General features: G+C 74.5%; 24 protein-coding genes and 1 other RNA gene. 12 read left to right on the top strand and 13 right to left on the bottom strand.

Going from position 1 to position 23151, the window contains the following annotated elements:
* Window positions 1-30: 30 nt before the first annotated feature.
* The 3 genes from ACJ6WD_RS24065 to ACJ6WD_RS24075 all read right to left on the bottom strand — a co-directional run bounded on the left by ACJ6WD_RS24065 (window position 31) and on the right by ACJ6WD_RS24075 (window position 3329).
* Window positions 31-966 carry a carbohydrate ABC transporter permease gene (locus ACJ6WD_RS24065; protein ID WP_407616469.1) on the bottom strand — a complete coding sequence of 312 codons (936 nt, stop codon included), beginning with the start codon at window positions 964-966 and terminating at the stop codon, window positions 31-33.
* Window positions 963-2303, bottom strand: coding sequence for an ABC transporter substrate-binding protein (locus ACJ6WD_RS24070; RefSeq protein ID WP_407616470.1), 1341 nt, complete (start codon window positions 2301-2303; stop codon window positions 963-965). Before ACJ6WD_RS24070 ends, ACJ6WD_RS24065 begins: the two co-directional genes overlap by 4 nt.
* A 357-nt stretch (window positions 2304-2660) precedes the next feature.
* The gene (locus tag ACJ6WD_RS24075) at window positions 2661-3329 is read right to left on the bottom strand and encodes a FadR/GntR family transcriptional regulator (RefSeq protein WP_233659902.1); all 669 of its coding nucleotides are present in this window, start codon (window positions 3327-3329) and stop codon (window positions 2661-2663) included.
* Window positions 3330-3515: 186 nt separating this feature from the next.
* Between ACJ6WD_RS24075 and ACJ6WD_RS24080 the strand changes: the two genes are divergently transcribed.
* Window positions 3516-4475, top strand: a complete 960-nt coding sequence (locus ACJ6WD_RS24080; protein ID WP_359827866.1) for a dihydrodipicolinate synthase family protein — start codon at window positions 3516-3518, stop codon at window positions 4473-4475.
* Between the two features lie 106 nt (window positions 4476-4581).
* Window positions 4582-5229: a hypothetical protein gene (locus ACJ6WD_RS24085; RefSeq protein ID WP_407616471.1), complete on the top strand. Its 648-nt coding sequence runs from the start codon at window positions 4582-4584 to the stop codon at window positions 5227-5229.
* 18 nt (window positions 5230-5247) lie between these two features.
* Here the strand turns inward: ACJ6WD_RS24085 and ACJ6WD_RS24090 are convergent, their stop codons facing one another.
* Complete coding sequence (locus ACJ6WD_RS24090; protein ID WP_407616472.1) at window positions 5248-5541, bottom strand: hypothetical protein; 294 nt, start codon at window positions 5539-5541, stop codon at window positions 5248-5250.
* Window positions 5542-5609: 68 nt separating this feature from the next.
* Here ACJ6WD_RS24090 and map point away from each other — a divergent pair, with 68 nt between their 5' ends.
* The 3 genes from map to ACJ6WD_RS24105 all read left to right on the top strand — a co-directional run bounded on the left by map (window position 5610) and on the right by ACJ6WD_RS24105 (window position 8551).
* Window positions 5610-6467, top strand: a complete 858-nt coding sequence (gene map, locus ACJ6WD_RS24095) for a type I methionyl aminopeptidase (protein WP_233659826.1) — start codon at window positions 5610-5612, stop codon at window positions 6465-6467.
* Between the two features lie 159 nt (window positions 6468-6626).
* Entirely contained in the window at window positions 6627-7292 is a 666-nt protein-coding gene (locus ACJ6WD_RS24100) for a heme oxygenase (biliverdin-producing) (RefSeq protein WP_233659825.1), read from the top strand.
* A 269-nt stretch (window positions 7293-7561) separates the two neighbouring features.
* Window positions 7562-8551 carry a hypothetical protein gene (locus ACJ6WD_RS24105; RefSeq protein WP_233659824.1) on the top strand — a complete coding sequence of 330 codons (990 nt, stop codon included), beginning with the start codon at window positions 7562-7564 and terminating at the stop codon, window positions 8549-8551.
* Between the two features lie 39 nt (window positions 8552-8590).
* Here ACJ6WD_RS24105 and ACJ6WD_RS24110 read toward each other — a convergent pair whose 3' ends face one another.
* Both ACJ6WD_RS24110 and ACJ6WD_RS24115 read right to left on the bottom strand, forming a co-directional pair.
* The gene (locus tag ACJ6WD_RS24110) at window positions 8591-9331 is read right to left on the bottom strand and encodes a bifunctional DNA primase/polymerase (RefSeq protein ID WP_233659823.1); all 741 of its coding nucleotides are present in this window, start codon (window positions 9329-9331) and stop codon (window positions 8591-8593) included.
* Between the two features lie 143 nt (window positions 9332-9474).
* Window positions 9475-10074: a TetR/AcrR family transcriptional regulator gene (locus ACJ6WD_RS24115; RefSeq protein WP_233659822.1), complete on the bottom strand. Its 600-nt coding sequence runs from the start codon at window positions 10072-10074 to the stop codon at window positions 9475-9477.
* Between the two features lie 170 nt (window positions 10075-10244).
* On the opposite strand from ACJ6WD_RS24115, the gene ACJ6WD_RS24120 reads away from it, so the two are divergent.
* Window positions 10245-10427 carry a DUF6243 family protein gene (locus ACJ6WD_RS24120; RefSeq protein WP_016572893.1) on the top strand — a complete coding sequence of 61 codons (183 nt, stop codon included), beginning with the start codon at window positions 10245-10247 and terminating at the stop codon, window positions 10425-10427.
* 51 nt (window positions 10428-10478) lie between these two features.
* Here ACJ6WD_RS24120 and ACJ6WD_RS24125 read toward each other — a convergent pair whose 3' ends face one another.
* The 3 genes from ACJ6WD_RS24125 to ACJ6WD_RS24135 form a co-directional block, all read right to left on the bottom strand.
* A complete protein-coding gene (locus tag ACJ6WD_RS24125) occupies window positions 10479-11432 on the bottom strand; it encodes a small ribosomal subunit Rsm22 family protein (protein WP_038518985.1) in 954 nt (317 codons plus the stop codon).
* 52 nt (window positions 11433-11484) lie between these two features.
* Window positions 11485-12555 (bottom strand): serine hydrolase, encoded by a 1071-nt coding sequence (locus ACJ6WD_RS24130; protein ID WP_016572891.1) that lies wholly within the window; start codon window positions 12553-12555, stop codon window positions 11485-11487.
* A gap of 86 nt (window positions 12556-12641) precedes the next feature.
* Window positions 12642-13994: a Bcr/CflA family multidrug efflux MFS transporter gene (locus tag ACJ6WD_RS24135; protein ID WP_233659821.1), complete on the bottom strand. Its 1353-nt coding sequence runs from the start codon at window positions 13992-13994 to the stop codon at window positions 12642-12644.
* Window positions 13995-14296: 302 nt separating this feature from the next.
* Between ACJ6WD_RS24135 and ACJ6WD_RS24140 the strand changes: the two genes are divergently transcribed.
* Both ACJ6WD_RS24140 and ACJ6WD_RS24145 read left to right on the top strand, forming a co-directional pair.
* The gene (locus ACJ6WD_RS24140) at window positions 14297-15184 is read left to right on the top strand and encodes an SDR family oxidoreductase (protein WP_407616480.1); all 888 of its coding nucleotides are present in this window, start codon (window positions 14297-14299) and stop codon (window positions 15182-15184) included.
* A gap of 55 nt (window positions 15185-15239) precedes the next feature.
* Window positions 15240-16157 (top strand): PhzF family phenazine biosynthesis isomerase, encoded by a 918-nt coding sequence (locus tag ACJ6WD_RS24145; protein ID WP_331249330.1) that lies wholly within the window; start codon window positions 15240-15242, stop codon window positions 16155-16157.
* A 28-nt stretch (window positions 16158-16185) separates the two neighbouring features.
* Here ACJ6WD_RS24145 and ACJ6WD_RS24150 read toward each other — a convergent pair whose 3' ends face one another.
* From ACJ6WD_RS24150 to rnpB, 3 genes are all read right to left on the bottom strand, one after another.
* Complete coding sequence (locus ACJ6WD_RS24150; protein ID WP_331249329.1) at window positions 16186-16566, bottom strand: hypothetical protein; 381 nt, start codon at window positions 16564-16566, stop codon at window positions 16186-16188.
* Window positions 16567-16878: 312 nt separating this feature from the next.
* Window positions 16879-17403: a hypothetical protein gene (locus ACJ6WD_RS24155; RefSeq protein ID WP_233659818.1), complete on the bottom strand. Its 525-nt coding sequence runs from the start codon at window positions 17401-17403 to the stop codon at window positions 16879-16881.
* Between the two features lie 554 nt (window positions 17404-17957).
* An RNA gene (rnpB, locus tag ACJ6WD_RS24160) (RNase P RNA component class A) lies at window positions 17958-18360 on the bottom strand.
* A 77-nt stretch (window positions 18361-18437) separates the two neighbouring features.
* Between rnpB and ACJ6WD_RS24165 the strand changes: the two genes are divergently transcribed.
* Window positions 18438-19244, top strand: coding sequence for a MerR family transcriptional regulator (locus tag ACJ6WD_RS24165; RefSeq protein ID WP_331249328.1), 807 nt, complete (start codon window positions 18438-18440; stop codon window positions 19242-19244).
* Entirely contained in the window at window positions 19241-19924 is a 684-nt protein-coding gene (locus tag ACJ6WD_RS24170) for a hypothetical protein (protein ID WP_233659816.1), read from the top strand. The genes ACJ6WD_RS24165 and ACJ6WD_RS24170 overlap by 4 nt, the downstream gene beginning before the upstream one ends.
* Here ACJ6WD_RS24170 and ACJ6WD_RS24175 read toward each other — a convergent pair.
* On the bottom strand, window positions 19911-21395 hold the full coding sequence (locus tag ACJ6WD_RS24175) for an RNB domain-containing ribonuclease (RefSeq protein WP_233659815.1): 1485 nt from the start codon (window positions 21393-21395) through the stop codon (window positions 19911-19913). The two genes, ACJ6WD_RS24170 and ACJ6WD_RS24175, sit on opposite strands and share 14 nt — an antisense overlap.
* Before the next feature lie 136 nt (window positions 21396-21531).
* Between ACJ6WD_RS24175 and yaaA the strand changes: the two genes are divergently transcribed.
* Both yaaA and eda read left to right on the top strand, forming a co-directional pair.
* Entirely contained in the window at window positions 21532-22329 is a 798-nt protein-coding gene (gene yaaA / locus ACJ6WD_RS24180; RefSeq protein WP_407616473.1) for a peroxide stress protein YaaA, read from the top strand.
* A gap of 90 nt (window positions 22330-22419) precedes the next feature.
* Window positions 22420-23085, top strand: a complete 666-nt coding sequence (gene eda / locus ACJ6WD_RS24185) for a bifunctional 4-hydroxy-2-oxoglutarate aldolase/2-dehydro-3-deoxy-phosphogluconate aldolase (protein ID WP_233659813.1) — start codon at window positions 22420-22422, stop codon at window positions 23083-23085.
* Window positions 23086-23151 lie beyond the last annotated feature (66 nt).

The following is a 23151-nucleotide window of genomic DNA, read 5'->3' on the forward strand; positions in this document are numbered from 1 at the left end:
CCTCCGCTCGCCCGCCGGGGGCCTGGGTGCTCATCCGTGCTCCTTCCCTCGCCCGCCGACCAGCCGCAGGAAGCCGAACGAGGCCGCGCACGCCACCAGGGCCAGCAGCACCGCCTCGGCCGCCGCCCGGTGCTGGTTGTTGCCGACGAACGCCTCGCTGTAGGCGTGCAGGTTGGGGGTGTAGCCGGAGTCGATGGACGAGGCGAGCGGGCGCAGCACCATCGGCTCGGCGAACAGCTGGAGGGTCCCGATGATGCTGAACACGGTGGTGAGCACCAGCGCCGGGCGGAGCATCGGGAGCTTGACGTACCGGGCCACCTGCCAGGCGCCCGCGCCGTCGATCCGGGCCGCCTCGTAGAGCTCGCCGGGGACGGACTTCAGCTGGGCGATCAGCACCAGCATGGTGTAGCCGGTGAACTGCCAGGTGACGATGTTGGCGACCGACCACAGCACGCTGCCGCGGGAGAGGAAGTCGACGTTCCAGCCCACCGCTTGGGCGATCCGCACCAACGGGCTGAGGCCGGGGACGTAGAGGAAGCCCCACAGGATCGAGGCGATCACCCCGGGCACCCCGTAGGGCAGGAAGAAGGCGCTGCGGAAGAAGGTGACCCAGCGGGCGGCGGCGCTCTCCAGGAGCAGCGCCAGCGCGGTGGCGAGCGCCGTCATCAGCGGGATCTGCACGACGCCGAAGAGCAGCACCCGGCCGAAGCCGGTCAGGAACCGGTCGTCGGCCAGCGCCTGGGCGTAGTTGGCGAGGCCGGCGAAGACGTCGTGCTCGGTGCCGAGGCCGAGCGGCCCGGTGCGTGCGGTGCGCCGCAGGCTGGTCCACACCGCGTAGCAGACCGGGGCGAGGTAGCAGAGGGCGAAGAGGGCGAGGAAGGGCAGGACGAATCCGGCCGCGGCCCGGGCGTTGCGGGCGCCGGGCCGCCCGGTCCGGCGCGGGCGTCGCGCGGCGGTCGCGCTCATGTGCCGCTCTCCGCCTTGAGCCCCTTGTCCCGCAGGTCGGCGACGGTCTGGCGCTGCACCTGCGTCAGCACCGAGCGGAACGAGGTGCCGCCGGCGAGCGCGTCGGTGAAGGCGTCGCCGAGCCGCTGGAAGAGGGTGTCCACGCCCGGCCCCCACTGCCAGTCGGTGTCCACGTGCGCGCCGGCGTCGGCGAAGACCCGGCTGTAGGGCTGGCCGCCGAAGAAGTCCCTGTCCGCGTCGAGGGCGCTGGTGGCGTAGCCCGTCTTGGCGCTGGGGAAGCCGTAGCCGCCCTGGAGGAGCAGGGCGATGGACCGCGGGTCGGTGTTGAGCCAGAGCGCGAAGTCCAGGGCGTCCTTGGGGTAGCTCGCCTTGGCGAAGACGGCGGTGGTGGAGCCACCCCAGTTCGCGTACGCCCGGCCGCCGGGCTGCCACTGGGGCAGCGGGGCGGCCCGCCACTTGCCCTTGGTGCCGGGCGCGTTGCCGGCCAGCAGGGCGTCGCCCCAACTGGCGCCCACCCAGGCCGGGATGGCGCCGGTCTGGATGTCCTTGTACCAGGCGTCCCGGCGGTCCGGGACGGTCTTGACGAGCTTGCGCCGCACCAGCCCCTCCCAGTAGTCGGCGACCCGACGGGTGGGGGCGTCGTCGAGGTGCACGACCCAGGTGTCGCCGTGGGTGCTGTACCACTTGGCGCCGGCCTGCCAGGCCAGTCCGGCGAAGCGGTTGCCGTTGGTCGGGGCGAAGGTCTCGATCCAGGCGCCGTGCCGACGGACCTCCTTGGCGGCGGCCTCGTACGCGTCCCAGGTGCGCGGCACCGGGATGCCCCACCGGTCGAAGAGGTCCTGCCGGACGAACAGCCCCATCGGGCCGCTGGCCTGCGGGATGGCGTAGATCCCGGAGCCGAAGACGGACTGCCGCCACTGCCAGGCGAAGAACGCGTCGCGGTGCCGGGCGGCGCCGAGCGGGGCGAGGTCGCGCAGCCCGCCGTCCAACAGGAAGCTGGGGATCACCGGGAACTCGATCTGGCCCAGGTCCGGCGGGTTGCCGGCCTTGATGGCGGCGTGCATCTTCGCGTACTGCTCGCCGTTGACCGCCGACACCTTCTCGACCCTGACCTGGACCTCGGGGTGGTCGCGGTTCCACAGGTCCACGGGCCGGTCGATGCCCGGCACCCAGGACCAGAAGGTGAGGGTGATCTTCTGGCCCTTCCTCCGTTCCCTGGGGGCGCCGTCGTCGGCGCTGCCGCAGCCGGCGAGCGCGAGGCCGGCGGCGGCCGCGGCCGCCCCGCCGAGGACGGTTCTGCGGCGGACGCCGCCGCGGGGAGTGTCTGAAGGTGTCATGCCGGCTCCTTGAGGGGGATGCGGGGCCGCCGACGGCGGGGGTGCTGAACGGGGCACAGGTGACGAGTGGGTGCTGCGCGTTCCCTCTCCCCCACCGGGCGGGACCCGCTCACGACGGAAGGGCCCTCACCGTGGGTGGCACAGCAGCCTCGTACGGCACGGATCACTCCCCAGCCGAGCCAGGACGTAGGACGTCCCTTGTCCTGCGGACGATAAGAAGGCCCCAACTGGCCGTCAAGGCACGGCACATGACCGTTTTCCGTGTCGGCAACGGCTCCACCGACATGGAATGAAATCCCGGTGAACGCGACGATCACGACATCCGGCGAGGCGTACGACCACCGCCGGGCGCCGGGGCTACGCGGTCAACCGCCGCCGGATCCCGTCGAAGTGCCGGTGCATCGCCGCCACCGCACGCTCCCCGTCGCCCGCCTCCAACGCGTCGACGATCTCCGCATGCTGACGGCACGTCACCTCCGGGTCCGGCCGGACGTCGGCGAGGTCCTCGCGGACCCGGCGCAGCGCCGCCCAGAACGCGTCCAGCACCTCGCTCAGCAGGTGGTTGCCGAGCGACCGGTACAGCGCGAGATGGAAGGCCCGGTCGGTGGCGCTGAGCACCTCCCCGCCGCGCGCCTCCTCCGCCATCCGCCGGACCAGCGCCCTGAGCACCGCGAGGTCCTCGGCCGGCAGGCCGCGCGCCACGGTGCCGATCAGCCCCGCCTCCAGGGCCTCCCGGACCTCCATCAGCTCGTACAGGCTGGGCTCGCCCTGCTGGTGGCGGACCGCGGCCCGGAAGGCGACACCCTCGACGAACGGCTCCAGGGTGAGCGCGCCGACGTAGGTGCCGAAGCCGTGCCGGATCTCGACGATCCGCATGGCCTGGAGCGCCTTGAGCGCCTCCCGCACCGAATTGCGGCTGACGTCGAGCATGGCCACCAGTTCGGTCTCCGTGGGCAACGGATCACCCGACGTCAGCCCGCGGTCCAGGATCAACTGCTTGATCCGCGCCTGGACGTCCTCGGACATCGTGCCTCGCGCCAACCTCATCGCCCTCTTCCCTCTCCCGCACCTCATGCGCCGCACGCCACGGCCCCGTTCGGACCCCACCGGAGCGGAATCCTTGACCGGGCACCCGCGCACATGCCTATTGTGACCGCGATATCGGACATCCCATGTCTGATGTGCCAGCTCAGCGCCGCCCTTGGAGCCCCCATGGCACTCACCGTCCCGCTGCACGGCGTCATCCCCCCGGTCTGCACCCCCCTCGACCCGCACGGCGAGGTCGACACCGCCTCCCTCACCCGCCTGGTCTGCCACCTCCTCGACGCCGGCGTCCACGGCCTGTTCGCCCTGGGGTCCTCGGGCGAGGCCGCCTACCTGACCAATCATCAGCGTGCCACCGTCCTGGAGACGGTGGTCACCGCCGCCGCCGGCCGGGTGCCGGTCCTGGCCGGAGTGATCGACACCACCACCGCGCGCGTCCTGGAGCACGCCCGGACCGCCACCGCGCTCGGCGCCGACGCCCTGGTCGCCACCGCCCCCTTCTACACCCGCACCCACCCCCGCGAGATCGCCGCCCACTTCCGGCACCTGCGCACCGCCACCCGCCGCCCGCTGATCGCCTACGACATCCCGGTGTCGGTGCCCAGCAAGCTCTCCCCGGCGCTGATCCGCGAACTGGCCGAAGAGGGCACCCTGATCGGGCTCAAGGACTCCAGCGGCGACGACGGCGCGCTGCGCCGCCTGCTGGTCGCCCTCGGCGGCCGGTCCGCCCGGCACACCGGCCCGGCGCCCGACTTCGCCGTCCTCACCGGCTCCGAACTGACCGCCGACGCCGCACTGTTGGCGGGCGCGGACGGCATCGTCCCGGGCCTGGGCAACGTCGACCCGGCGGGCTACGTCCGGCTCTACGACGCCGCCCGCGCCGGCGACTGGCCCCGCGCGGCCGCCGAACAGGAGCGGCTGGTCACCCTCTTCGACCTCACCGACACCGGCCCGGAGAGCGAGATGGGCCGCAGCTCCTCCGCCCTCGGCGGCTTCAAGGCCGCCCTCGCGCTGCTGGGCGTGATCGACCACCGGGCCACCGCCCTCCCCCAGCTCCCGTTGGGCGAGGAGTCGCTCGCGGAGGTGGGACGTCGGCTGGCCGAGGCCGGCCTGCGCCCCACCGGCTGAGCCACCGACCGGGCCGCTCCGTCACCCCGCCGACGACCGCCCCGTACGGGTGACACGCCCCGCACCCGCCCCCACCGGGCCGGCCGGTGCGGCACGATGCCGCGCCATGGATGCCGTACGCGTCGCGCTGCTGCGCGAGGTCCTCGCCGGGACCGAGTGGATCGAGGCCACCCGTCGCTTCGCCGGTTCACTGCGGACCGCCGTCGCCCCGCACGGCGGCGGACTGCTGCTGGTCGGCAGCGCCGGCTACGAGCCCTGGCACCTGGCCGCCCACCTGGACGACGAGGCCGCCTGGTCCGGTCTGCCGGAGCTGTCGCCGACGCTGGTCCGCCACCGGGTCCCCGCCGGGGCCCCGGCGCACCTCGCGGTCGGGCCGGGGCGGCTGGCGGCGGCCGGGCGCGGCGCGACGCTGCTGGTGGTGACGCCGGAGCGGCCGGACGCCGGGCTGCTGGAGCGGGTGCACGACGCGCGACGCAACGGCGCCACGGTCCTCGCCCTGGACTCCGGCAACCGCGATCTGCACGCCCTGGCCCACGACGCGCTGACCACCGTCCCGCCGCTCCCGGAGGGCGCCGCGCCGCCGCCCCCGGGCCTCACGGACACCGCCGACCTCGACCTCGACACCGTCCAGCACCTGGTCAGCGCGGCCGCCGGCGAGAACGGCCGGCCCGCACCGCGCCGGCACCGCCGGTTCCGCGACCGCCTGGCCCGCATCGCCGAGGGGCTGGCGACCCCGCCGCCCCCGCGCTGGTGACCCGGCCGGCGCCGCCGGCTACGCGCCGTCGCCGTCCCCCGGGGCCCCCTTGCTGTCCTTGCTGCCCTCGCTGTCCTTGCTGTCCTTGCTGCCCTCGCCGCCCTTGCCCATGTCGTGCCACTTGGGGTCGGTCTCCCACTCCAGGTTGCGCTCGCGGGCGGTGTCCATCGCGTGCGCGGCCTCCTCACGGGTGGCGTACGGGCCGAACCGGTCGGCGGCCCGGCACTCGGGTCCTTCCTCGACCGTCCCGTGCTTGAGGCAGTAGAACCACTCGCCCGGCTTGCCGACCGTCCGCCGTTTGAACAGCGCCATTGCCGCCTCCTGTGCTTGGCTCCCGTTGCCACCATCCTGCCCGACGGCCCGCGGATACACTCGCTGGCATGTCTGGCCAGTCGCTTCTTGTCCCCGGGGAGATCTCTCCCACCCGCCCCGTTCCCGCCTCGATCCCGCGCCCCGAGTACGTCGGCAAGGACAGCCCGACCCCGTACACCGGGCCCGAGGTGCAGGACGCCGAAACCATCGAGCGGATGCGGATCGCCGGCCGGATCGCCGCCCAGGCGATGGCGGAGGCCGCCCAGCACATCGCGCCCGGCGTGACCACCGACGAACTCGACCGGGTCGCCCACGAGTTCATGTGCGACCACGGCGCCTACCCCTCCACGCTCGGCTACCGCGGCTTCCCCAAGTCCCTGTGCTCCTCGCTCAACGAGGTCATCTGCCACGGCATCCCCGACTCGACCGTCCTGAAGGACGGCGACATCGTGAACCTCGACGTGACCGCGTACATCCACGGCGTGCACGGCGACAACAACGCCACGTACCTGTGCGGTGACGTCGACGAGGAGTCGCGGCTGCTGGTGGAGCGCACCCGGGAGGCGCTCAACCGCGCGATCAAGGCCGTCAAGCCGGGCCGCCAGATCAACATCATCGGCCGGGTCATCGAGTCCTACGCCAAGCGCTTCGGCTACGGCGTGGTCCGCGACTTCACCGGCCACGGCATCAACTCGTCGTTCCACTCCGGCCTGATCGTCCCGCACTACGACAGCCCGCACCACACCACCGAGATCAAGCCCGGCATGACGTTCACGATCGAGCCGATGCTGACGCTGGGCTCGTACGCGTACGACATGTGGGAGGACGGCTGGACCGTGGTCACCAAGGACCGCAAGCGGACCGCTCAGTTCGAGCACACGCTGGTGGTCACGGAGACCGGGACCGAGATCCTTACGCTGCCCTGATCGGAACCGGCGTAGCGTTTTTACCGACAGGCTGTCGGGAACAGGTTGACCAGGGCGCGCCCTGCGTAGTTAGGTAACCCTAACCTGACGGCTGCGCGCATCCGTCGGCCTGTTCCCGCCCCACCCCTGTCCGCGCTCGCCGGCCCCCGGAGGTCCGCCTTGGAAGCGTCCAGCCCGACCCCGTCCTTCTCCACGGCCATCCGCACCGCCTCCCACGAGCAGCACACCGAGGCGGAGAACTCCGCGTTCATGAGCCACCTGCTGGGCGGCAAGCTCGGCGTCGCCGCCTACCGGCGCTACACCGAACAGCTGTGGTTCGTCTACCGCGCCCTGGAGGACGTCCCCCAGGACCTCGCCACGGACCCGGTCACGGGCCCCTTCCTCCGCCCGGAGCTGGCCCGCACCCAGGAGTTGGAGCGCGACCTCGCCCACCTCGGCGGCCCCGACTGGCGCACCGACCTGGCACCCCTGCCGGCCACCGCCGCGTACGCCGAGCGGATAGCCGCCTGCGCCCGCGACTGGCCGGCCGGCTACCTCGCCCACCACTACACCCGCTACCTCGGCGACCTCTCCGGCGGCCAGATCATCCGCGGCACCGCCGAGAAGACCTGGGGCTTCGCGCGCAAGGGCGACGGCGTCCGCTTCTACGTCTTCGAGGCCATCGGCAACCCCGCCGCCTTCAAGCGCGAGTACCGCGAACTCCTCGACGCGCTGCCCGTCGACGACCTGGAGAAGCAGCGCGTCATCGACGAGTGCAAGCGCGCCTTCGCCCTCAACAGCGCCGTCTTCCGGGAGTTGGGCGACGCGTTCCCGCTCAGCGCCTGAGCCACCGCGCCCGCCCGCGCCTGACGAGGGGCCGCCCACACCGCGGGGCGGCCCCTGCGCACGCCCAGGACCGGTCCCCGGCCGCGCACACCGCACCGCACCGCACACCGCACAAGCCCACAACTCGGGCCGCCCCAGGGCCGCGGCGGAAAACAATCGCCACCCCGACCCCACCGCCCGCCCTCGGCCACCGGGTATGGTTGCCGCCGAATCGTGCCACCCCGGCGGCCTCCCGTCCGCCCCGGTCGCCCCGAAGGAGCCCGAGCCCCATGACACGCAGGTCGCCGTTCCGGGTGCCCGCCACACTGACGTCGGCCGCGGCGGCGCTGGTGGTGCTGAGCGGATGCATGACGGTGCACGGCGAGCGCGAGGTACTGCCCGCGGTGTCGCAGGCCGACGCCGCCAAGGCGCTCACGCACTTCACCGACGGCTTCAACAAGGCCAACCGCACGCTGGACGCGGCGAAGAACACCGCGTTCGAGTCCGGTGCGCTGCTCGCCATCGACCAGGCGGGGATAAAGGCCGCGCACGGCGTCCGCCCCGACGGCAACCCGAACTTCACCCCGCTCGCGTTCACCGACGCCCACTTCACGGTGCCCCAGCAGAAGGGTTGGCCGAAGTTCTTCGTCGCGGACGCCCTCAGCAACCGCCGGGACCGGAGCGGCGAGAACACCCGCTGGTTCCTGGCGTTCAGCCGGAACGGCGTCCACGAGAAGTGGCGGGCCTCCTACCTCGCGACGTTCCCCGGCAACAACGCCCCGGAGTTGAAGGTCACCGACGGCTACGCGGAAGCGGTGCCGGTGGACGGTTCGTCGGGGCTCGCCGTCGCCCCGGGCCAGCTGAGCACGGCGTACGCGGACTACCTCAACACCGGCAAGGGCGACGTGTTCGCGCCCGGCCAGGAGACCGACCGGCTGCGGGCCTGGCGGGCCGGCCAGGCCAACCAGCCGGGGGCCCGGATCCAGTGGCAGGACCAGGCGTCGGAGCTGCCGCCGATCGCGCTGCGCACGGCGGACGGCGGGGCGCTGGTCTTCTTCTCGACCGTCTACCACCAGCAGAAGACGGTCTCCAAGGGCCTGATGATCACCGTGCCGAAGGAGCTGCGCGGGATCATGGAGGGACCGACGACGAAGAACACCACGCGGATGGCGTTCACGACGGTGTCGGGCCAGACGGTGCTGGTCCCCGCGAAGAGCGCCGGCGGCAAGATCAAGGTGCTGGACCGCATCGAGGCGAAGACGTCCGCCAAGGCGTTGTGACCGGCGCCGGCGGCCCGGCCGGTCGGCCGGGCGGCGGCGTCAACGCCCGATCGGCCAGGCCGCCGTCTCGTGGTCCGGTTCGCGGCCGATGAACTCGGCGCAGGCGTCGGTGAGCGTCTCCAGCAGCGTCAGCGGGTCCGGCAGCGGGAGCTCGGGGCCGCGCAGCCAGGTCACCGCGGGCTGGTCACCCAGGAGGGCGGACGGCGGCAGCAGGACGTAGCTGCCGCGGCAGTGCCAGCGCAGACCGGGGTGCTCGTCGAGGGTCTCGGGGTGGCAGTCCAGCTCGCACGGCCACCACTCGTCCTCGTCGTCGGGGGTGCCGCGGGTGGCCGTGAAGAAGAGCATCCGGCCGTCGCCGATGCCGGCGCCGCTGAGGCTGACCGGGCCGACGTCGACGCCGGCCGCGTCCAGCCGGTCGAGGGCGCTGCGGCCGGCCTCGACGGGGACGTCGAGGACGTCGTGCGCCATGCCGGTGGCGGTGATGAAGTTGGCCTGCGGGAGGGTGCGGACCCAGGCGGCGACCTTGTCGCGGTCGGTGGTGGCGACGGTCTGCCAGCCGAAGGAGATGGGGTGGCGGCCCGGGGTGGGACAGCCGATGCGCTCGCAGGAACAGCCGTAGCCGGCCGGGTGGGCGGCGGGGGCGACCGGGAAACCCGCGTCGACCGCCGCCATCAGCAGGTCCTCGCGGCCGCGCGCGGCCGCCGATCCCGTGTCCGTATCGCTGCCCGATCCGTTCCTCGGCCGGCGCAGCCACTGGGAGAACCTGCTCTTGCGTTCCATCAATCCCCTCACTTCGAGCGGTGGTCTGGGGTCAATGCTGCCACCATCCTGGGCCCCAGGTGACCGGTGTGCGGATCCGGGGTGAACGCGGTACGGGCGAACAGGGGCATTTCACGCCATCGCCGGCCGACCCTCCCCGACGGTCAGGCGCGCGGGCGCAGCCCTCGGAGCACCTGGTCGACGAGGGTGTCGACGAAGGCGTGGCTGAGCTCTCCGGTGCGCATGAGCCAGCGCTGTGAGAAGGGACTCAGGAGCATCTCGGTGCCGATGCGGACGTCGATGTCCGGATCCAGCTCCCCCGCCTCCTGGGCGGCGCGGAGCCGGTCGGCGTAGACGCGGATGCCGGGCTCCATGAGGCGGCCGACGAAGGTGCGGGAGAGCTCCTCGTCGTTGGCGCCGGCCGCCGCGAGGGCCCGGTAGGGGGCCTGCCAGGCGGCGTCGTTGAACTCGTCGGCGGTGGCGCGCAGGACGGTCTTGAGGTCGGCGGCGAGGTCGCCGGTGTCGGGGAGCCCCTCCTGGTCGTACTCCTCGACGACGGAGCCGAAGGCGTCCAGGAGGACGGCGGCCTTGGAGGGCCACCAACGGTAGATGGTCTGCTTGCCGACGCCGGCGCGGGCGGCGATGCCTTCGATGGTGAGCTTGTCGTAGCCGACCTCGCCGACGAGGGCGAGGGCCGCGTCGAAGATCGCCCGGCGGGAGCGTTCGCTGCGGCGGGAGGCGTCGGGGGCTGGTTTGTTGGCCATGGTCGGGAGTCTAACGAGCAAGAGGCGAGACGTATCGTCTTGACAAGACGGACCGTCTCGCTTGAGGATGGGGCCGTCAATGGAGCGAGACGAGTCGTCTCGCCGAGGGGCGGGGCGCGACGCGCTCGGGCCCGCGCCGCTCACCGGTCACGCAGGAAGGAACCCACCTCATGAGCAAGGGAAGTGCCGGCGGAATGCTCGGCGTCGGGGGCACCCGCAGCAACCTCTCGCGGGGTGCGCTGCGCGGCGCCGCCGCGAACGGACGCGGGAAGGGCGCGGCGGAGGCACAGGATCCGCAGGAACGGCGCCGCGCCCTCCTGGAGAAAATGCGCCAACGGAGCCGGAGCGCCTGACCCCGCTCCCCGGGGGCGGCGGGCGGCGGCCCGTCGCCCCCGGGGCCTGACTCAGTGCGGCCAGGCGTCGCCCCAGGCCGCGTCGCGGGCCTCGCGGTAGGCGGCGCCGTGCCGCTTGGTGACGGTCTCCCGTCGCAGGGCGTCGTCCGCGGTGCACAGGTCCAACAGCACCTGGCCCTTGCGGATCTGCGGCTTGCGGACGATCCGGGCCGCGGCCGGGCCGGCCGGCAGGCGGGTGGCGGCGACGTAGCTGAACTTCTCGTCCTCGTAGGCCAGGGACCCGCCCTTGACCTGGCGGTGCAGGGAGGACCGGCTGACCCGGGCCGAGAAGTGGCACCAGTCCTCACCGGGGACGATCGGGCAGGCGGCGCTGTGCGGGCACGGCGCGACGATCCGCAGCCCGGCGGCGACCAGTTGCTCGCGGGCCTCGCGGATCCGCAGGTAGCCCTCCGGGGTGCCCGGTTCGATCAGGACGACGGCCCGGGCGCCGGCCGCCGCGGACACCACCGCGCGACGGTCCTCCGGGCGCAGCTCGCCCAGCACGTAGGAGACGGTGACCAGATCGGTGTCGTCGGGGAGGACCAGGCCGTCGCCCAGGGCCTGGCGGCGCCAGGTGACGTCCGGCAGGATCCCGGCGGCCAGTTCGCGGCCGAGGTCCAGCGCCGGCTGCGCCCAGTCCAGGACCGTGCTGCGCGGGCCGTCCCAGGTCGCGGCGGTGGCCCAGGTGGCGGCGCCGGTGCCGCCGCCGACGTCGACGTGGGTGGCCGGGGACCAGTCCGGGACGCGGGCGGCGAAGGCGGCGAGCGCGGCCCGCACCGCCTCGAAGGTGGCCGGCATCCGGTACGCGGCATACGCGGCGACGTCACCGCGGTCCCTGAGCACCGGGGCGTCGGTGGGGGTGCGGCCCCGGTAGTTGGCGATCAGCCGCTCGACGGCCTGCGCGGCCTGCTTGGGCGGCAGGCCGTCGAGCAGGCCCGCCAGGGCGGTGCGCAGTTCATCGTGCATTCAAGAGAGTTTACGGGGGTCCCGACCCGGTCCGGTGCGGGCCGGAACGGGGTCAGGGCCGGCCCGGCGGATCCGCGTGGGCCACCGCGCGCGCCAGGTGGGTGGCCGCCGCGGCCCGCGGTGCGCTGCCGCCCGCCCGGCGCCGGGGGTGGACGGTGTTGGCGAGCAGCACCAGGAAGGTGTCGGTGGCCCGGTCCAGGACCAGGCTGGTGCCGGTGAACCCGGTGTGGCCGGCGGCGCCCCGGCCGGCCAGCTCGCCCATGAAGTACGGCTGGTCGACGGCGAAGCCGAGGCCGGGCGGGTCCAACAGGGCGGCGACCGAGGCCGGGTCGAGGATCCGGGCGGTGCCGTACGCGCCGCCGTTGAGCAGCGTGCGGCACAGCACGGCCAGGTCCTGGGCGGTGGAGAAGAGCCCCGCGTGGCCGGCGACGCCCCCCAGAGCCCAGGCGTTCTCGTCGTGCACCTCGCCGCGCAGCGGCCCCCGGTCGGCCTTGGCCCACGGGCGCCGCTGGTCCTCGGTGGCGGCCACGCCCTGCGGCGCCAGCGGCCCGTAACAGGTGCTGCCCAGCCCCAGCGGGCCGGTGATGCCGGCGCGGACCAGGGCGTCCAGGGGGCGTCCGGTGAGCCGTTCCAGCAGGAGCTGGAGGGCGAGGGGGTTGAGGTCGGAGTAGCAGTGCGCGCCGTGCGGGCCGCCGGTGGGGGCGGCGGCCTCGGCCCACAGCAGCGCCAGTTGGTCGGCCCGGTCGGCATGCGCGTGGAAGGGCAGCTCGGGCGCGAGGCCGGAGGTGTGCCGGAGGAGGTCGCGGACGGTGATGCCGGGGGCGAACGCCGGCAGGTGGGCGGCCACCGGGGCGTCCAGGGCGAGCCGCCCGCGCTCGACCTGCTGGACGGTGACGACGGCGGTGAAGAGTTTGGTGAGGGAGGCGAGGTCGAAGACGGTGCCGACCCGCATCGGCTCCCACCGGTCGCGGGGCAGGTCCAGGCCCCGGTCGCGTTCGGGGTCGTGGGCGCGGTAGCGCACCGCCCAGCCGGCGGCCGCCTCGACGGCGACCACCGGGCCCCGGCCGGCCAGCACCACCGCGCCGGGGCACCACGGGGCCCGGCCCTCCGTCAGCGCGCGCACGCCGCTGACCAGCCGTTCCGTCCAGGCGGGGTGCAGTCCCGCCGCGGCCGGCGTGCCGGGCTTCAGTCTCGGGGCGTTCGGTGCGTTCAGAGCCGAGTCCTCTCGCCTGCGGTGCGTTCCTCCTTACGCTGCCACGGACGACACATTCCCAGGAAGCTCACGAGCGCGAGAACGGCGCACGACAGTTGGACGACGGCCATCGGTACGGCCGTCCGCTCCCCCGCGATGCCCACCAGCGGCGAGGCCACCGCGCCGAGCAGGAACGTGGAGGTGCCCAGCAGCGCGGAGGCGGAACCGGCCGCGTGCGGGGTGCGCAGCAGCGCCAGGGTGTTGGTGCTCGGCATGACCAGGCCCATCGCGGACATCAGCACGAACAGCCCGGCGGCCACCGGCACCAGTCCGACCTTGCCGAAGATCCCGGACGACAGCAGCAACAGGGCCGCACCGGCCAGCGCGACCAGCACCAGGCCGACGCCGAGCACCTTGTCCAGGCCGACCCGGCCGACCAGCACCTTGCCGTTGATCTGGCCGACGGCGACCAGCCCGACGGAGTTGAGGCCGAAGAGCAGGCTGAAGGTCTGCGGGGACGCGCCGTAGATCTCCTGGATGACGAACGGCGAGGCGGAGATGTAGGCGAAGAGCGCGGCGAAGGCGAACGCGCCGACCAGGAGGTAGCCGGAGAAGACCCGGTCGGCGACGAGGTCGCGCATGGTGCGCAGGGCCGGGCCGAGGCCGCCGGGCTGCCGGCGCTCCGGCGCCAGGGTCTCGTCCAGCCGCCACCAGACCAGCAGGGTGAGCAGCAGGCCGACCACGGTGAGCACCACGAAGACCCCGCGCCAGTCCGTGACCCGCAGGATCTGGCCGCCGATGAGCGGCGCCACCACCGGCGCCACTCCGGAGATCAGCATCAGCGTGGCGAAGAAGCGGGCCATCGCCACCCCGTCGTACAGGTCGCGCACCACCGCCCGCGCGATGACGATGCCGGCCGCGCCCGCCAGCCCCTGGAGCAGGCGGAAGGCGATGAGGACCTCGGCGTTGGTGGCGAGCGCGCACAGGGCGGTGGCCAGCACGTAGACGACCATGCCGACGAGCAGCGGGCGGCGGCGGCCCCACTTGTCGCTCATCGGGCCGACGATCATCTGCCCCAGGGCCATGCCCGCGAGGCAGGTGGTGAGGGTGAGTTGGACGGTGGCGGCAGGACTGTTCAGCGCGGCGGTGACCTGCGGCAGGGCCGGCAGGTACATGTCCATGGACAGCGGCGGGACGGCGGTCAGGCCACCGAGGACGAGGGTGACGAGCAGGCTGGTGCGGCGGGACTTCGGCGGTGCGGCCGGCGCCACCGGGGCGGTGGGCGCGTCCCGCCCGGGTATCGCGGGTGTCACGGACTGTCCGGGGGTGTCGTCCCGGGTCTCGGCGGCGGGGGCCCCGGACTCTGTCATGAGCGTCTCCATGGATCGGTGATGGCGGCACCATGGTGGCACGCGGCGGTCGCCCACCGGGGCGCGCGGACGCAGTCCTTTGGTCCTACGTCCGGCGCCGGGCCCGGACGCCCGCCGACCACGCCCAGCCCGGCGGGCCGGCCGCCAACTGCCGCCCGGCCCGGGGCTCCTGGCGGCACCGCCCAGGTGACGCCCGGTTCGCGCCCGGTTCCCGCCCGGTCCGCCGCTACCCTGCCGGCATGGCATATGACGCAGAGCGGGTAGGGGCGGCACCGGAGGCACCGGTGGCGCGGGCGACGCCGGTGGCACGGGCCGGGCAGGTGGGCGGTACCGCGACCGCGGCCCGGCCGACGCTGCCCGCGCCCTCCACGCGGGGCCGGTCCCCGCGGACCGCGCCGACGCCGCAGGAGGCGCGGGAGGACGGCGCGGCGGGCCGGAGGGTGGCCCTGGTCACCGGCGCGGGTTCGGGCATCGGCCGGGCCGTCGCCCTGGCCCTGGTCGCCGACCACTGGACGGTGGTCCTGGCCGGTCGGCGCGCCGACGCGCTGGAGGAGACCGCCCGGCAGGTGGGTTACGCGGGCATCGAGGGCCCCGCGGTGCTGCCCGTACCGACCGACGTCACCCGCCCCGACGAGGTCGACGCCCTCTTCACCACGATCCGCGACCGGTTCGGCCGGCTGGACCTGCTCTTCAACAACGCGGGGGCCTTCGGGCCGCCGGTCCCGCTGGAGGAACTCTCCTACGCCGACTGGCGGGCGGTGGTCGACGTCAACCTCAACGGCGCCTTCCTGTGCGCGCAGGCCGCGTTCCGGACGATGCGGGCCCAGGAACCGCAGGGCGGCCGCATCATCAACAACGGCTCCATCTCCGCCCACGTGCCGCGGCCGCACTCGATCGCCTACACGGCCACCAAGCACGCCATGACGGGGCTGACCAAGTCGCTGTCCCTGGACGGGCGTCCGTACCGCATCGCGTGCGGTCAGATCGACATCGGCAACGCGGCCACCGAGATGACCGGCCGGATGCAGACCGGGATCCTCCAGGCCAACGGCCGCACCGAGGTCGAACCGGTGATGGACGCGGCGGACGTCGCCCGTACGGTCGTGCACATGGCGGCGCTCCCGTTGGAGGCCAACGTGCAGTTCGCGACGGTGATGGCGACCGCCATGCCGTACATCGGGCGGGGTTGAGGCATCGCGGCGCCGCCCGGGAATAGCCGGGCGGCCGCCGGAAGTTCCCCGGTGCATGACACTCGACACCACCGCCGGGGACACCGCCCGCACCTCGGAGATCCGCACGCCGGAGATCCTCCGCTACACCGCGTTCTCCGCCGACCCCGCGGGCGGCAACCCGGCCGGCGTCGTCCTGGACGCCACCGGCCTGGACGACGCCGCGCAGCTCGCCGTCGCCGCCGAACTCGGCTACTCCGAGACCGCGTTCCTCACCGCGCCGCCCGAGGGACTGGGCGAGCCGGGCCGGGCGTTCACCATCCGCTTCTTCAGCCCGCTCGCCGAGGTCGCCTTCTGCGGCCACGCCACGGTCGCCACCGCGGTCGCCCTGGCCGAGCGGCAGGGCCCCGGCGACCTGGTCTTCGCCACCCAGGCCGGCTCGGTCCCGGTCACCGTCACCCAGCAGGACGGCGCGCTGCGGGCCACCCTCACCAGCGTCGAGCCGCGCGTCGAGCCGATCTCCCCGGCCGACCTCGACGAGGCGCTGGCCGCACTGGACTGGCCGGCCGCCGACCTCGACCCGGCGCTGCCGCCGCGGATCGCCTACGCCGGCGCCCGCCACCTGGTCCTCGGCGCCGCCACCCGCGCCCGACTGGCCGAGCTCGACTACGACTTCGACCGGCTGGCCGCCCTGATGCACCGGCTGGACCTGACGACGCTCCAGTTGGTCTGGCGGGAGAGCGACACCGTCTTCCACGTCCGCGACCCGTTCCCGGTCGGCGGCGTGGTGGAGGACCCGGCGACCGGCGCCGCGGCCGCCGCCTTCGGCGCGTACACCCGCGCCCTGGGCCTGGTCACCGCCCCGGCGACGCTCACCCTGCACCAGGGGCACGACCTGGGGCGCCCCGGCCTGCTGACGGTCGACCTGCGCTCCGGCGACCCGCGCTCGCACGTCAGCGGGACCGCTACCCGGATCGCGGCGAGCGACGTCTGAGGCGGCACGGGAGGGCCCTGGGCGCGCGTCAGCCGGCGCCCGGCGCCGCCCGGCCGGGCGCACAGACGGCACCGTGCGGCGCGCAGGACACCATGACCACGCCCTGACCGGCGCCCCCGGTCGACCGGACGGTCGCACCGCCCTCCCGGTGGTCCGCTCCGAAGGTGTCGTCCCGCCACCCGAGCAGCGCCGACGCCACCACCACGATCAGCACCAGCACCGCGAAGAGCAGCAACGGCCGGGCCCGGGCCAGCCGGCGACGGACCCGCCGGGTGCGCGACCCGGCCCCGCGGTCCGCCCCGCGGGTCCCCGCGGCCGTCCCGCGGCCCGCCGTCGCGGGGCGGTGCCACCCCAGCGCCCGCGCGATCCGTCTCTTCCAATACACCAGCCGGTAGTAGTGCTTCAGCACCTCGCCGCCCCCTCGTGTGACTGCCCGGCAAAGTCCCGAGGGTACTGCCCGACGACGACAGCGGCCCCGTGCCAGTCGCGCGACGGGCGTCCGGACATTCCTGACTCCTCCCGATCCTCCGGGAGCGGCGCAACGGTAGCCCGCGCCGCATCCGCCACCGTATTCCCCGAAGTGACGAGTTTGCGACGGTGGCCCGGGGAGGCGCCCTCCCCCGGACACCACAAGGGCCCCGCTCCGACCCCCTGAGCAGGCGGGGGTGGAGCGGGGCCCTTGCGGCACCCGTACGACGCGGACGCCGACGGGTGACCGCCGTCAGCCCAGACCGGGCAGGCCCTGCACCGGCAGCTGGCCCGCGGCCGGCGCACCCTTCGTCGGCAGCGCGCCGGTCACCGCCTTCCCGGACAGCGCGTCCGTCAGCGCCGCGGTCGGCGCCGCGTCGGTCAGGCCCTTCCCGGCCCGCCCGTCGGCCGGCAGCCCACCGAGCAGCCCGCCGTCGGCGGTGGCCGCCTGCGCCGTCTCGCCCAGCAGCTCCCCGGCCGCACCGGAGGTCGCCCCGGCCGCCTGCGCCGCCGGCGGCGTCACCTTCGCCGCGGCCCGGCCGAGCGCCTGGGTCTCCGCGGGCACCACCTTGTTGACGACCTTGTCCTGGGCCCCGCCGGCGACCTGCGTCGCCTGCTGCGCGGCACCGCCCACCGTCGTCCCCAGGCTGCCGGGGTCCACGTTGCTCAGCCCGCCCAGGTCGGGGGTCTTCGGTCCGTCGGCGGCGTGGGCGCCGGCGGCCGACCCCAGCGTCATCGCGGCCGCGGCCATGCCCACTGCCGTCAGAACTCGTCGCATCAAGGCTCCTCGATGAATGGAGATGTGCTTGTGTGATGAGAACGATGAGCTACGCGGCCGGACACGCCCGACCGCCACCCACCCGGCGCGGAGAGCAACCAAGGGGCGGACACACCGCCCCGCACGCCGGCCCGCCCCAACACGCCCCGAAACGGCGGCAGTCGGCCCGACCGGACGCGAACTACCGTGCCAACGGGGGCTGTCGGGCACCAGGACGGTGACCCCCGACCACCTCGCGCTGCACCGCGAGCCGTTCGACATCCGCCACACGCACGCCACTTGGCTCGGCAACCACCGCGAAGGGCTCCCCACCCCAGGGGGTCGCAGCAGCCACGGCACCGAAGACCCGCTCCCCGTGCGCACGGCCCGGGCGGTGGCCCGGAGCGATTCGAGGGTGTCGAGGCGGACTCGTCGGCTACGGCGACGACCCGAGCTGACCGGCCTCTGCAGGGTCTCGACGTCCACCGGGCCGTTCGCCAAGAACCAGCAGCTGGGGACTCCACAGCCGCAGGCCGGCGGGACACCCCCTCCGACCAGGGCCGGAGTGAGTGTGACGGACGAGTCGGCCTGTACGCCGGGTTCTGTCTCCGGGCGACCTTGCGGTCGGCCGGGAGGCGGCCATCCATCTAGGGCTGCCGTTGCCGGCAGCCTCGTGCGGTCTACCCGCGGACTCGGGCGGGCAGCCCTCGATCGTCCGCGCAGGGCCATCAGCCGATGGCCCCTCTTGACCTTGCTCCGGGTGGGGTTTACCTAGCTGCCCAGGTCACCCTGGGCACTGGTGGTCTCTTACACCACCGTTTCACCCTTACCCGGGCCGTGCGGCCCGGGCGGTTTGCTTTCTGTGGCACTGTCCCGCGGGTCACCCCGGGTGGGCGTTACCCACCACCCTGCCCTGTGGAGCCCGGACGTTCCTCGGGAGGATCTTGCTGATCCCCACGCGACCGCCCGGCCGGCTCGTCCGCCGTGCCGACCATGCTACCTGGCGGATTCCGGCGGCTTGACCTTGCCGTTGCGGCAACGTTTCTACTGGGGCCATGCGCATCGGGGAACTCGCCGGGATCGCCGGCGTCAGCACGCGGACCGTTCGCCACTACCACCACCTGGGGCTCCTGCCCGAGCCGGAACGCCGGGCCAACGGGTACCGGGAGTACGGGCTGCGGGACGCGGTGGCGCTGGCCCGGGTGCGGCGGCTGACGGAGCTGGGGCTCGGGCTGGAGGAGGTTCGGGACGTGCTGGCCGACGACGCCGGCCGGGAGCTGCGGGAGGTGCTGGCGGAGCTGGACGAGGACCTGGCGCGGCAGGAGGCGGCGATCCGGGCCCGGCGGGCGCGGTTGGCGGAGGTGCTGCGGCGCAGCGAGGAGCCGGGTGGGCTGCCGGAGGAGGGTCCGGTGTCGGAGCAACTGGCCGAGTTGTTCGCGGAGATGGCACGGGCGTCGGCGGCGCTGCCGGGGCCGGAGCCGGCGATGGCGGCGCGGGAGCGGGAGGTACTGGCCCTGCTGGACGCGTCGGGCGACGGTCGGGCGCAGGGGGCGATGGCGGCGGCGCTGCGGGAGATGTTCGTGGCGCCGGGGTCGATGGAGCGGGCGTACGCGGCGTACGGGCTGCTGGACGAGTTGGCGGGGGCGGCGGTGGACGATCCGCGGGTGGAAGCGGCCGCGCGGGCGCTGGTGGGGTGCATTCCGGAAGAGGTCGTGGCGGCCATCGCCGCCGGTGCCGGGCCCGTGACGGGGGCGGCGCCGGGGGCGGAGGTCTGGGCGGACCTGATGTTGGCGGAGTTGGCGCCGGCGCAGGCGGCGGCGATGCGGCTGGCGATGCGGATGATCGGGGAGGGGAAGCGGTGAACTCGGTGGGCGGGCCCCGGTTCGGGGAGCGGTCGGGGCGGCTGCTGCGGCACGAGGGGCGGTGGCTGGCGAGCCTGGTGTGGTGGGTGGCGCGGCGCCGGGTGGGGGTGCCGGAGGGGGCGCGGGCCCTGCCGTACGCGGGGGCGCAGGCGGCGCTGATGTACGGGCTGACGTTCGTGTGCGTGGTGGAGACGGTCGGGGTGAGCCTGTTGCTGCGGGACCAACCGGGCCTGCACGCGGTGGCGCTGGTGGCCGACGTCTACACCGTGCTGATGGTGCTGGGGAGCCAGGCCGCGGCGGTGACCCGGCCGCATGTGCTGGGCGCGGAGGACCTGCTGGTGCGCGGCGGTGCGCGGATGGAGGTGCGGATTCCGCTGGCGTCGATCGCCTCGGTCCGCTACGACCTGCGATCCCGGCAGGACGCCAGGAGCGGTGCGGACGGCGGACGGGGGGACGGCGGGCCGCTGGAGTTGGCGATCGCCGGGCAGACCTCGGTGACGGTGGAGCTGGCCGAGCCGGTGGTTGTGGTGTGGCTGCTGGGGCGCCGGGAGACGGTGCGCACGGTCCGCTTCCATGCGGATGATGCGCGGGGCGCGGTGGGTGCGGTGCGGGGCGCGGTGGATGCCGTGCGGGCGGCGCGGTCCGTGGCGGAGCGCGGGGAGCCGGTCACGCCGGGGTGAAGAGGACCGGTTCGCGGCCCGGTTCGGCGCCGGCCAGGCGGACCCGGATGCGGTGGCCGAGGGGCAGTGCGGGACCGCCGGAGGTGGCTTCGACGGGGCCGATGACGGCCGGTTCGCAGAGGTGGACGGTGCCGCGGGTGGGGTCGTCGTCGTGCCGGTCGACGACCAGGGCGTCGAAGGTCTCGCCGACCCGGTCGCGCAGCAGGGCCGCCTCGACGAGGTCGACGCAGGCCCGCTCGACCTGGTTGGCGCGCTGGGTGCCGGTCTCCATCTCGTGCGGGAGGGCGGGGAGGGCGGCGCGGACCCAGCCGGGCGGGGCGTGGCCGGCCGCCGCGGCCAGGCACAGCTCGGAGGTGTAGCGGTCGACGAGCCGGCGCAGCGGCGCGGTGGCGTGCGCGTACGGGGCGGCGACCGCACCGTGCACGACGCTGCTGGTCGGCGGGGCGGTGCCGTCGAACACCGTGTAGCCGGCGCCGCGGAGCAGCGTGGTGCACTCCTGGAGGAACGCGGCGTGGCCGGCCCGGCGCGGGTCCAGGGTGCGGATCAGCGCCGCGTACGAGGTGTGGTGGGGCCAGTCGACGCCGAGGGCCTGGGCGGTGAGGCGGAGCCGGGCGACCGAGCCGTCCGGGGCGGCGGGCAGGGTGCGCAGGATGCCGGTGCCGGCGGCCAGCATCAGTTCGGCCGCGGCCATGCCGGTGAGCAGGGAGATCTGGGCGTTCCAGGCGGCGGCCGGGAGTGCGGCGCGGTAGGCGAGGGTGTAGGAGCCGTCGCGTTCGACGATCTCCTGCTCGGGGACGTTGAGGGAGATCGCGCCGCGGGCCGTCTCCCGTTCCTCGCGGAGCAGCCCGATCTCGCGGAGCAGGGCGAGCGGCTCCTCGGCGGTGCCGTCGTCGAGGACCCGTTGGACGCCGGCGTAGTCGAGTCGGGCGCAGGAGCGGACCAGGGCGCGGCGGACGGTGGTGCGGGCCAGTGCGCCGTCGGCGTCGAGGTCGAAGCGCCACAGGACGGCCGGGCGGTCCTGGTCGGGCAGCAGGCTGGCGGCGCCCTCGCTGAGGACGGTGGGGTGCAGCGGGACCCGTTCGTCGGGGAAGTAGAGGGTGGCCACCCGGTGGTGCGCCTCGGCGTCGAGGGCGCCGCCCGGGGTGACGAAGGAGGCGACGTCGGCGATGGCGTAGTGGACGCGGTAGCCGCCCTGGGGGCCGCGGGCGAGGAACATCGCCTGGTCCAGGTCCAGGGCGCCGGGCGGGTCGAGGGTGAACAGGGGCAGGTCGGTGGCGTCGTCCAGGGTGTGCTCGGTGACCACCTCGCCGTCGCCGGCCGGGATGCGCGGGGCCCGGGCGGCGCTCTCCGCCTCGGCCTGCGCGGTGGGCGGGAAGTGGTCGGGGACCTCCAGCCGCACCCGCAGTTCGTGCAGGGCGGCCCGGAGGGGGGCCTCCGCTGCGTCGGTCACACGGATATGGCGACGGGGCATGAAATCGAGCGTATGTCCGCCGGGAGCGGTTGGCGCGGCGTACGGGAGTCGGGCGGGCGCCGGCCCGGGGCGGCGGGGCTTCTAAGCTTTCGACGGGGCCGCACCCCCGCCCGTACCGCCGTGAAGGAGATACACCGTGCTCGTGCTGTTGCCGCCGTCCGAGGGGAAGGCCGCGGGAGGGAGCGGGAAGCCGCTGGATCTGGAGACGCTGTCGCTGCCGGGGCTGACCGCGGCGCGGGCGGAGGTCCTGGCGGAGCTCGTCGAGCTGTGCGCGGCCGACGCGGCCAAGGCCCAGGAGGTGCTGGGCCTGAGCGAGGGCCTGAAGGGCGAGGTCGCCAAGAACGCGGGGCTGCGCACCGCGGGCGCCCGGCCGGCCGGGGAGATCTACACCGGGGTGCTGTACGACGCCCTCGGGCTGGCCTCCCTGGACGCGGCGGCGCGCAAGCGGGCCGAGCGGTCGCTGCTGGTCTTCTCGGGGCTCTGGGGCGCCGTGCAGATCGGCGACCGGATCCCGTCGTACCGCTGCTCGATGGGGGTGAAGCTGCCGGGGCTGGGGGCGCTGGGGGCCTACTGGCGCGGGCCGATGGCGGAGGTGCTGCCGGCGGCCGCGGGGGACGGGCTGGTGCTGGACCTGCGGTCGGCGGCGTACGCCACGGCGTGGAAGCCCAAGGGCGAGGTGGCGGGGCGGACCGCGACGGTGCGGGTGCTCCAGTCGAAGATCGTGAACGGGGTCGAGAAGCGGTCGGTGGTCAGCCACTTCAACAAGGCGACCAAGGGACGGCTGGTGCGGGACCTGCTGGTGGCGGGGCACGAGCCGGCGGATCCGGCGGAGCTGGTGACGGCGCTCGGCGAGCTGGGGTACGTCGTGGAGGCCGAGGCCCCGGCGAAGGGCGGCAAGCCGTGGGGGCTGGACGTGATCGTCACGGAGCTGTGAGGAGGGCGGCGGGCCGTCTTCGGTACCCACCGCACGGCGCCGTTGCAGCATACGCAACGGTCATTGCAGAGAATGACGGCCCGACGCAGTATGGGCGGCGTGACTGACGCTGCCCCCGCTTCCGTGCCCTCCGCCGCACCGCCCTCCGTCCTCGGCCTCGCCCCGGTCCTCCCGGTCGTGGTCCTCGACGACGCCGCGGACGCCGTGCCGCTCGCCCGTGCGCTGGTGGCCGGCGGGCTGCCGGCGATCGAGGTGACCCTGCGCACGCCCGCCGCACTGGACGCGCTCCGCGCCGTCGCCGACGAGGTGCCCCAGGCGGTGGTCGGCGCCGGGACCGTGCTGGACCCGGGGCACGTCGCGGCGGCCCGGGCGGCCGGTGCGCGCTTCCTGGTGAGCCCCGGATGGTCGCCGCGGCTGCTGGGGGCGCTGCGGGACTCCGGGCTGCCGTTCCTGCCGGGCGTCTCGACGGCCTCGGAGGTGGTGACGCTGCTGGACGAGGGCGTCACCGAGATGAAGTTCTTCCCGGCGGAGGCGGCGGGCGGCACCAGCTACCTGAAGTCGCTGGCCGCCCCGCTGCCACGGGCCCGCTTCTGCCCGACCGGCGGGATCGGCCTGGCGTCCGCACCCTCGTACCTGGCGCTGCCCAACGTCGGCTGCGTCGGCGGCACATGGATGCTGCCGGCCGACGCACTGGCCGCCAAGGACTGGGCGCGGATCGAGGCGCTGGCCCGGCAGGCGGCGGCGCTGGGCGGCTGACGCCCCGCGGACCGCGACGCGACGACGCGATGGCACGGGGGCACCTTCGCGTCGTCGTCTCGTCGC

Source organism: Streptomyces sp. VTCC 41912, from assembly GCF_045799175.1.
Classification (GTDB): domain Bacteria; phylum Actinomycetota; class Actinomycetes; order Streptomycetales; family Streptomycetaceae; genus Streptomyces; species Streptomyces albulus_C.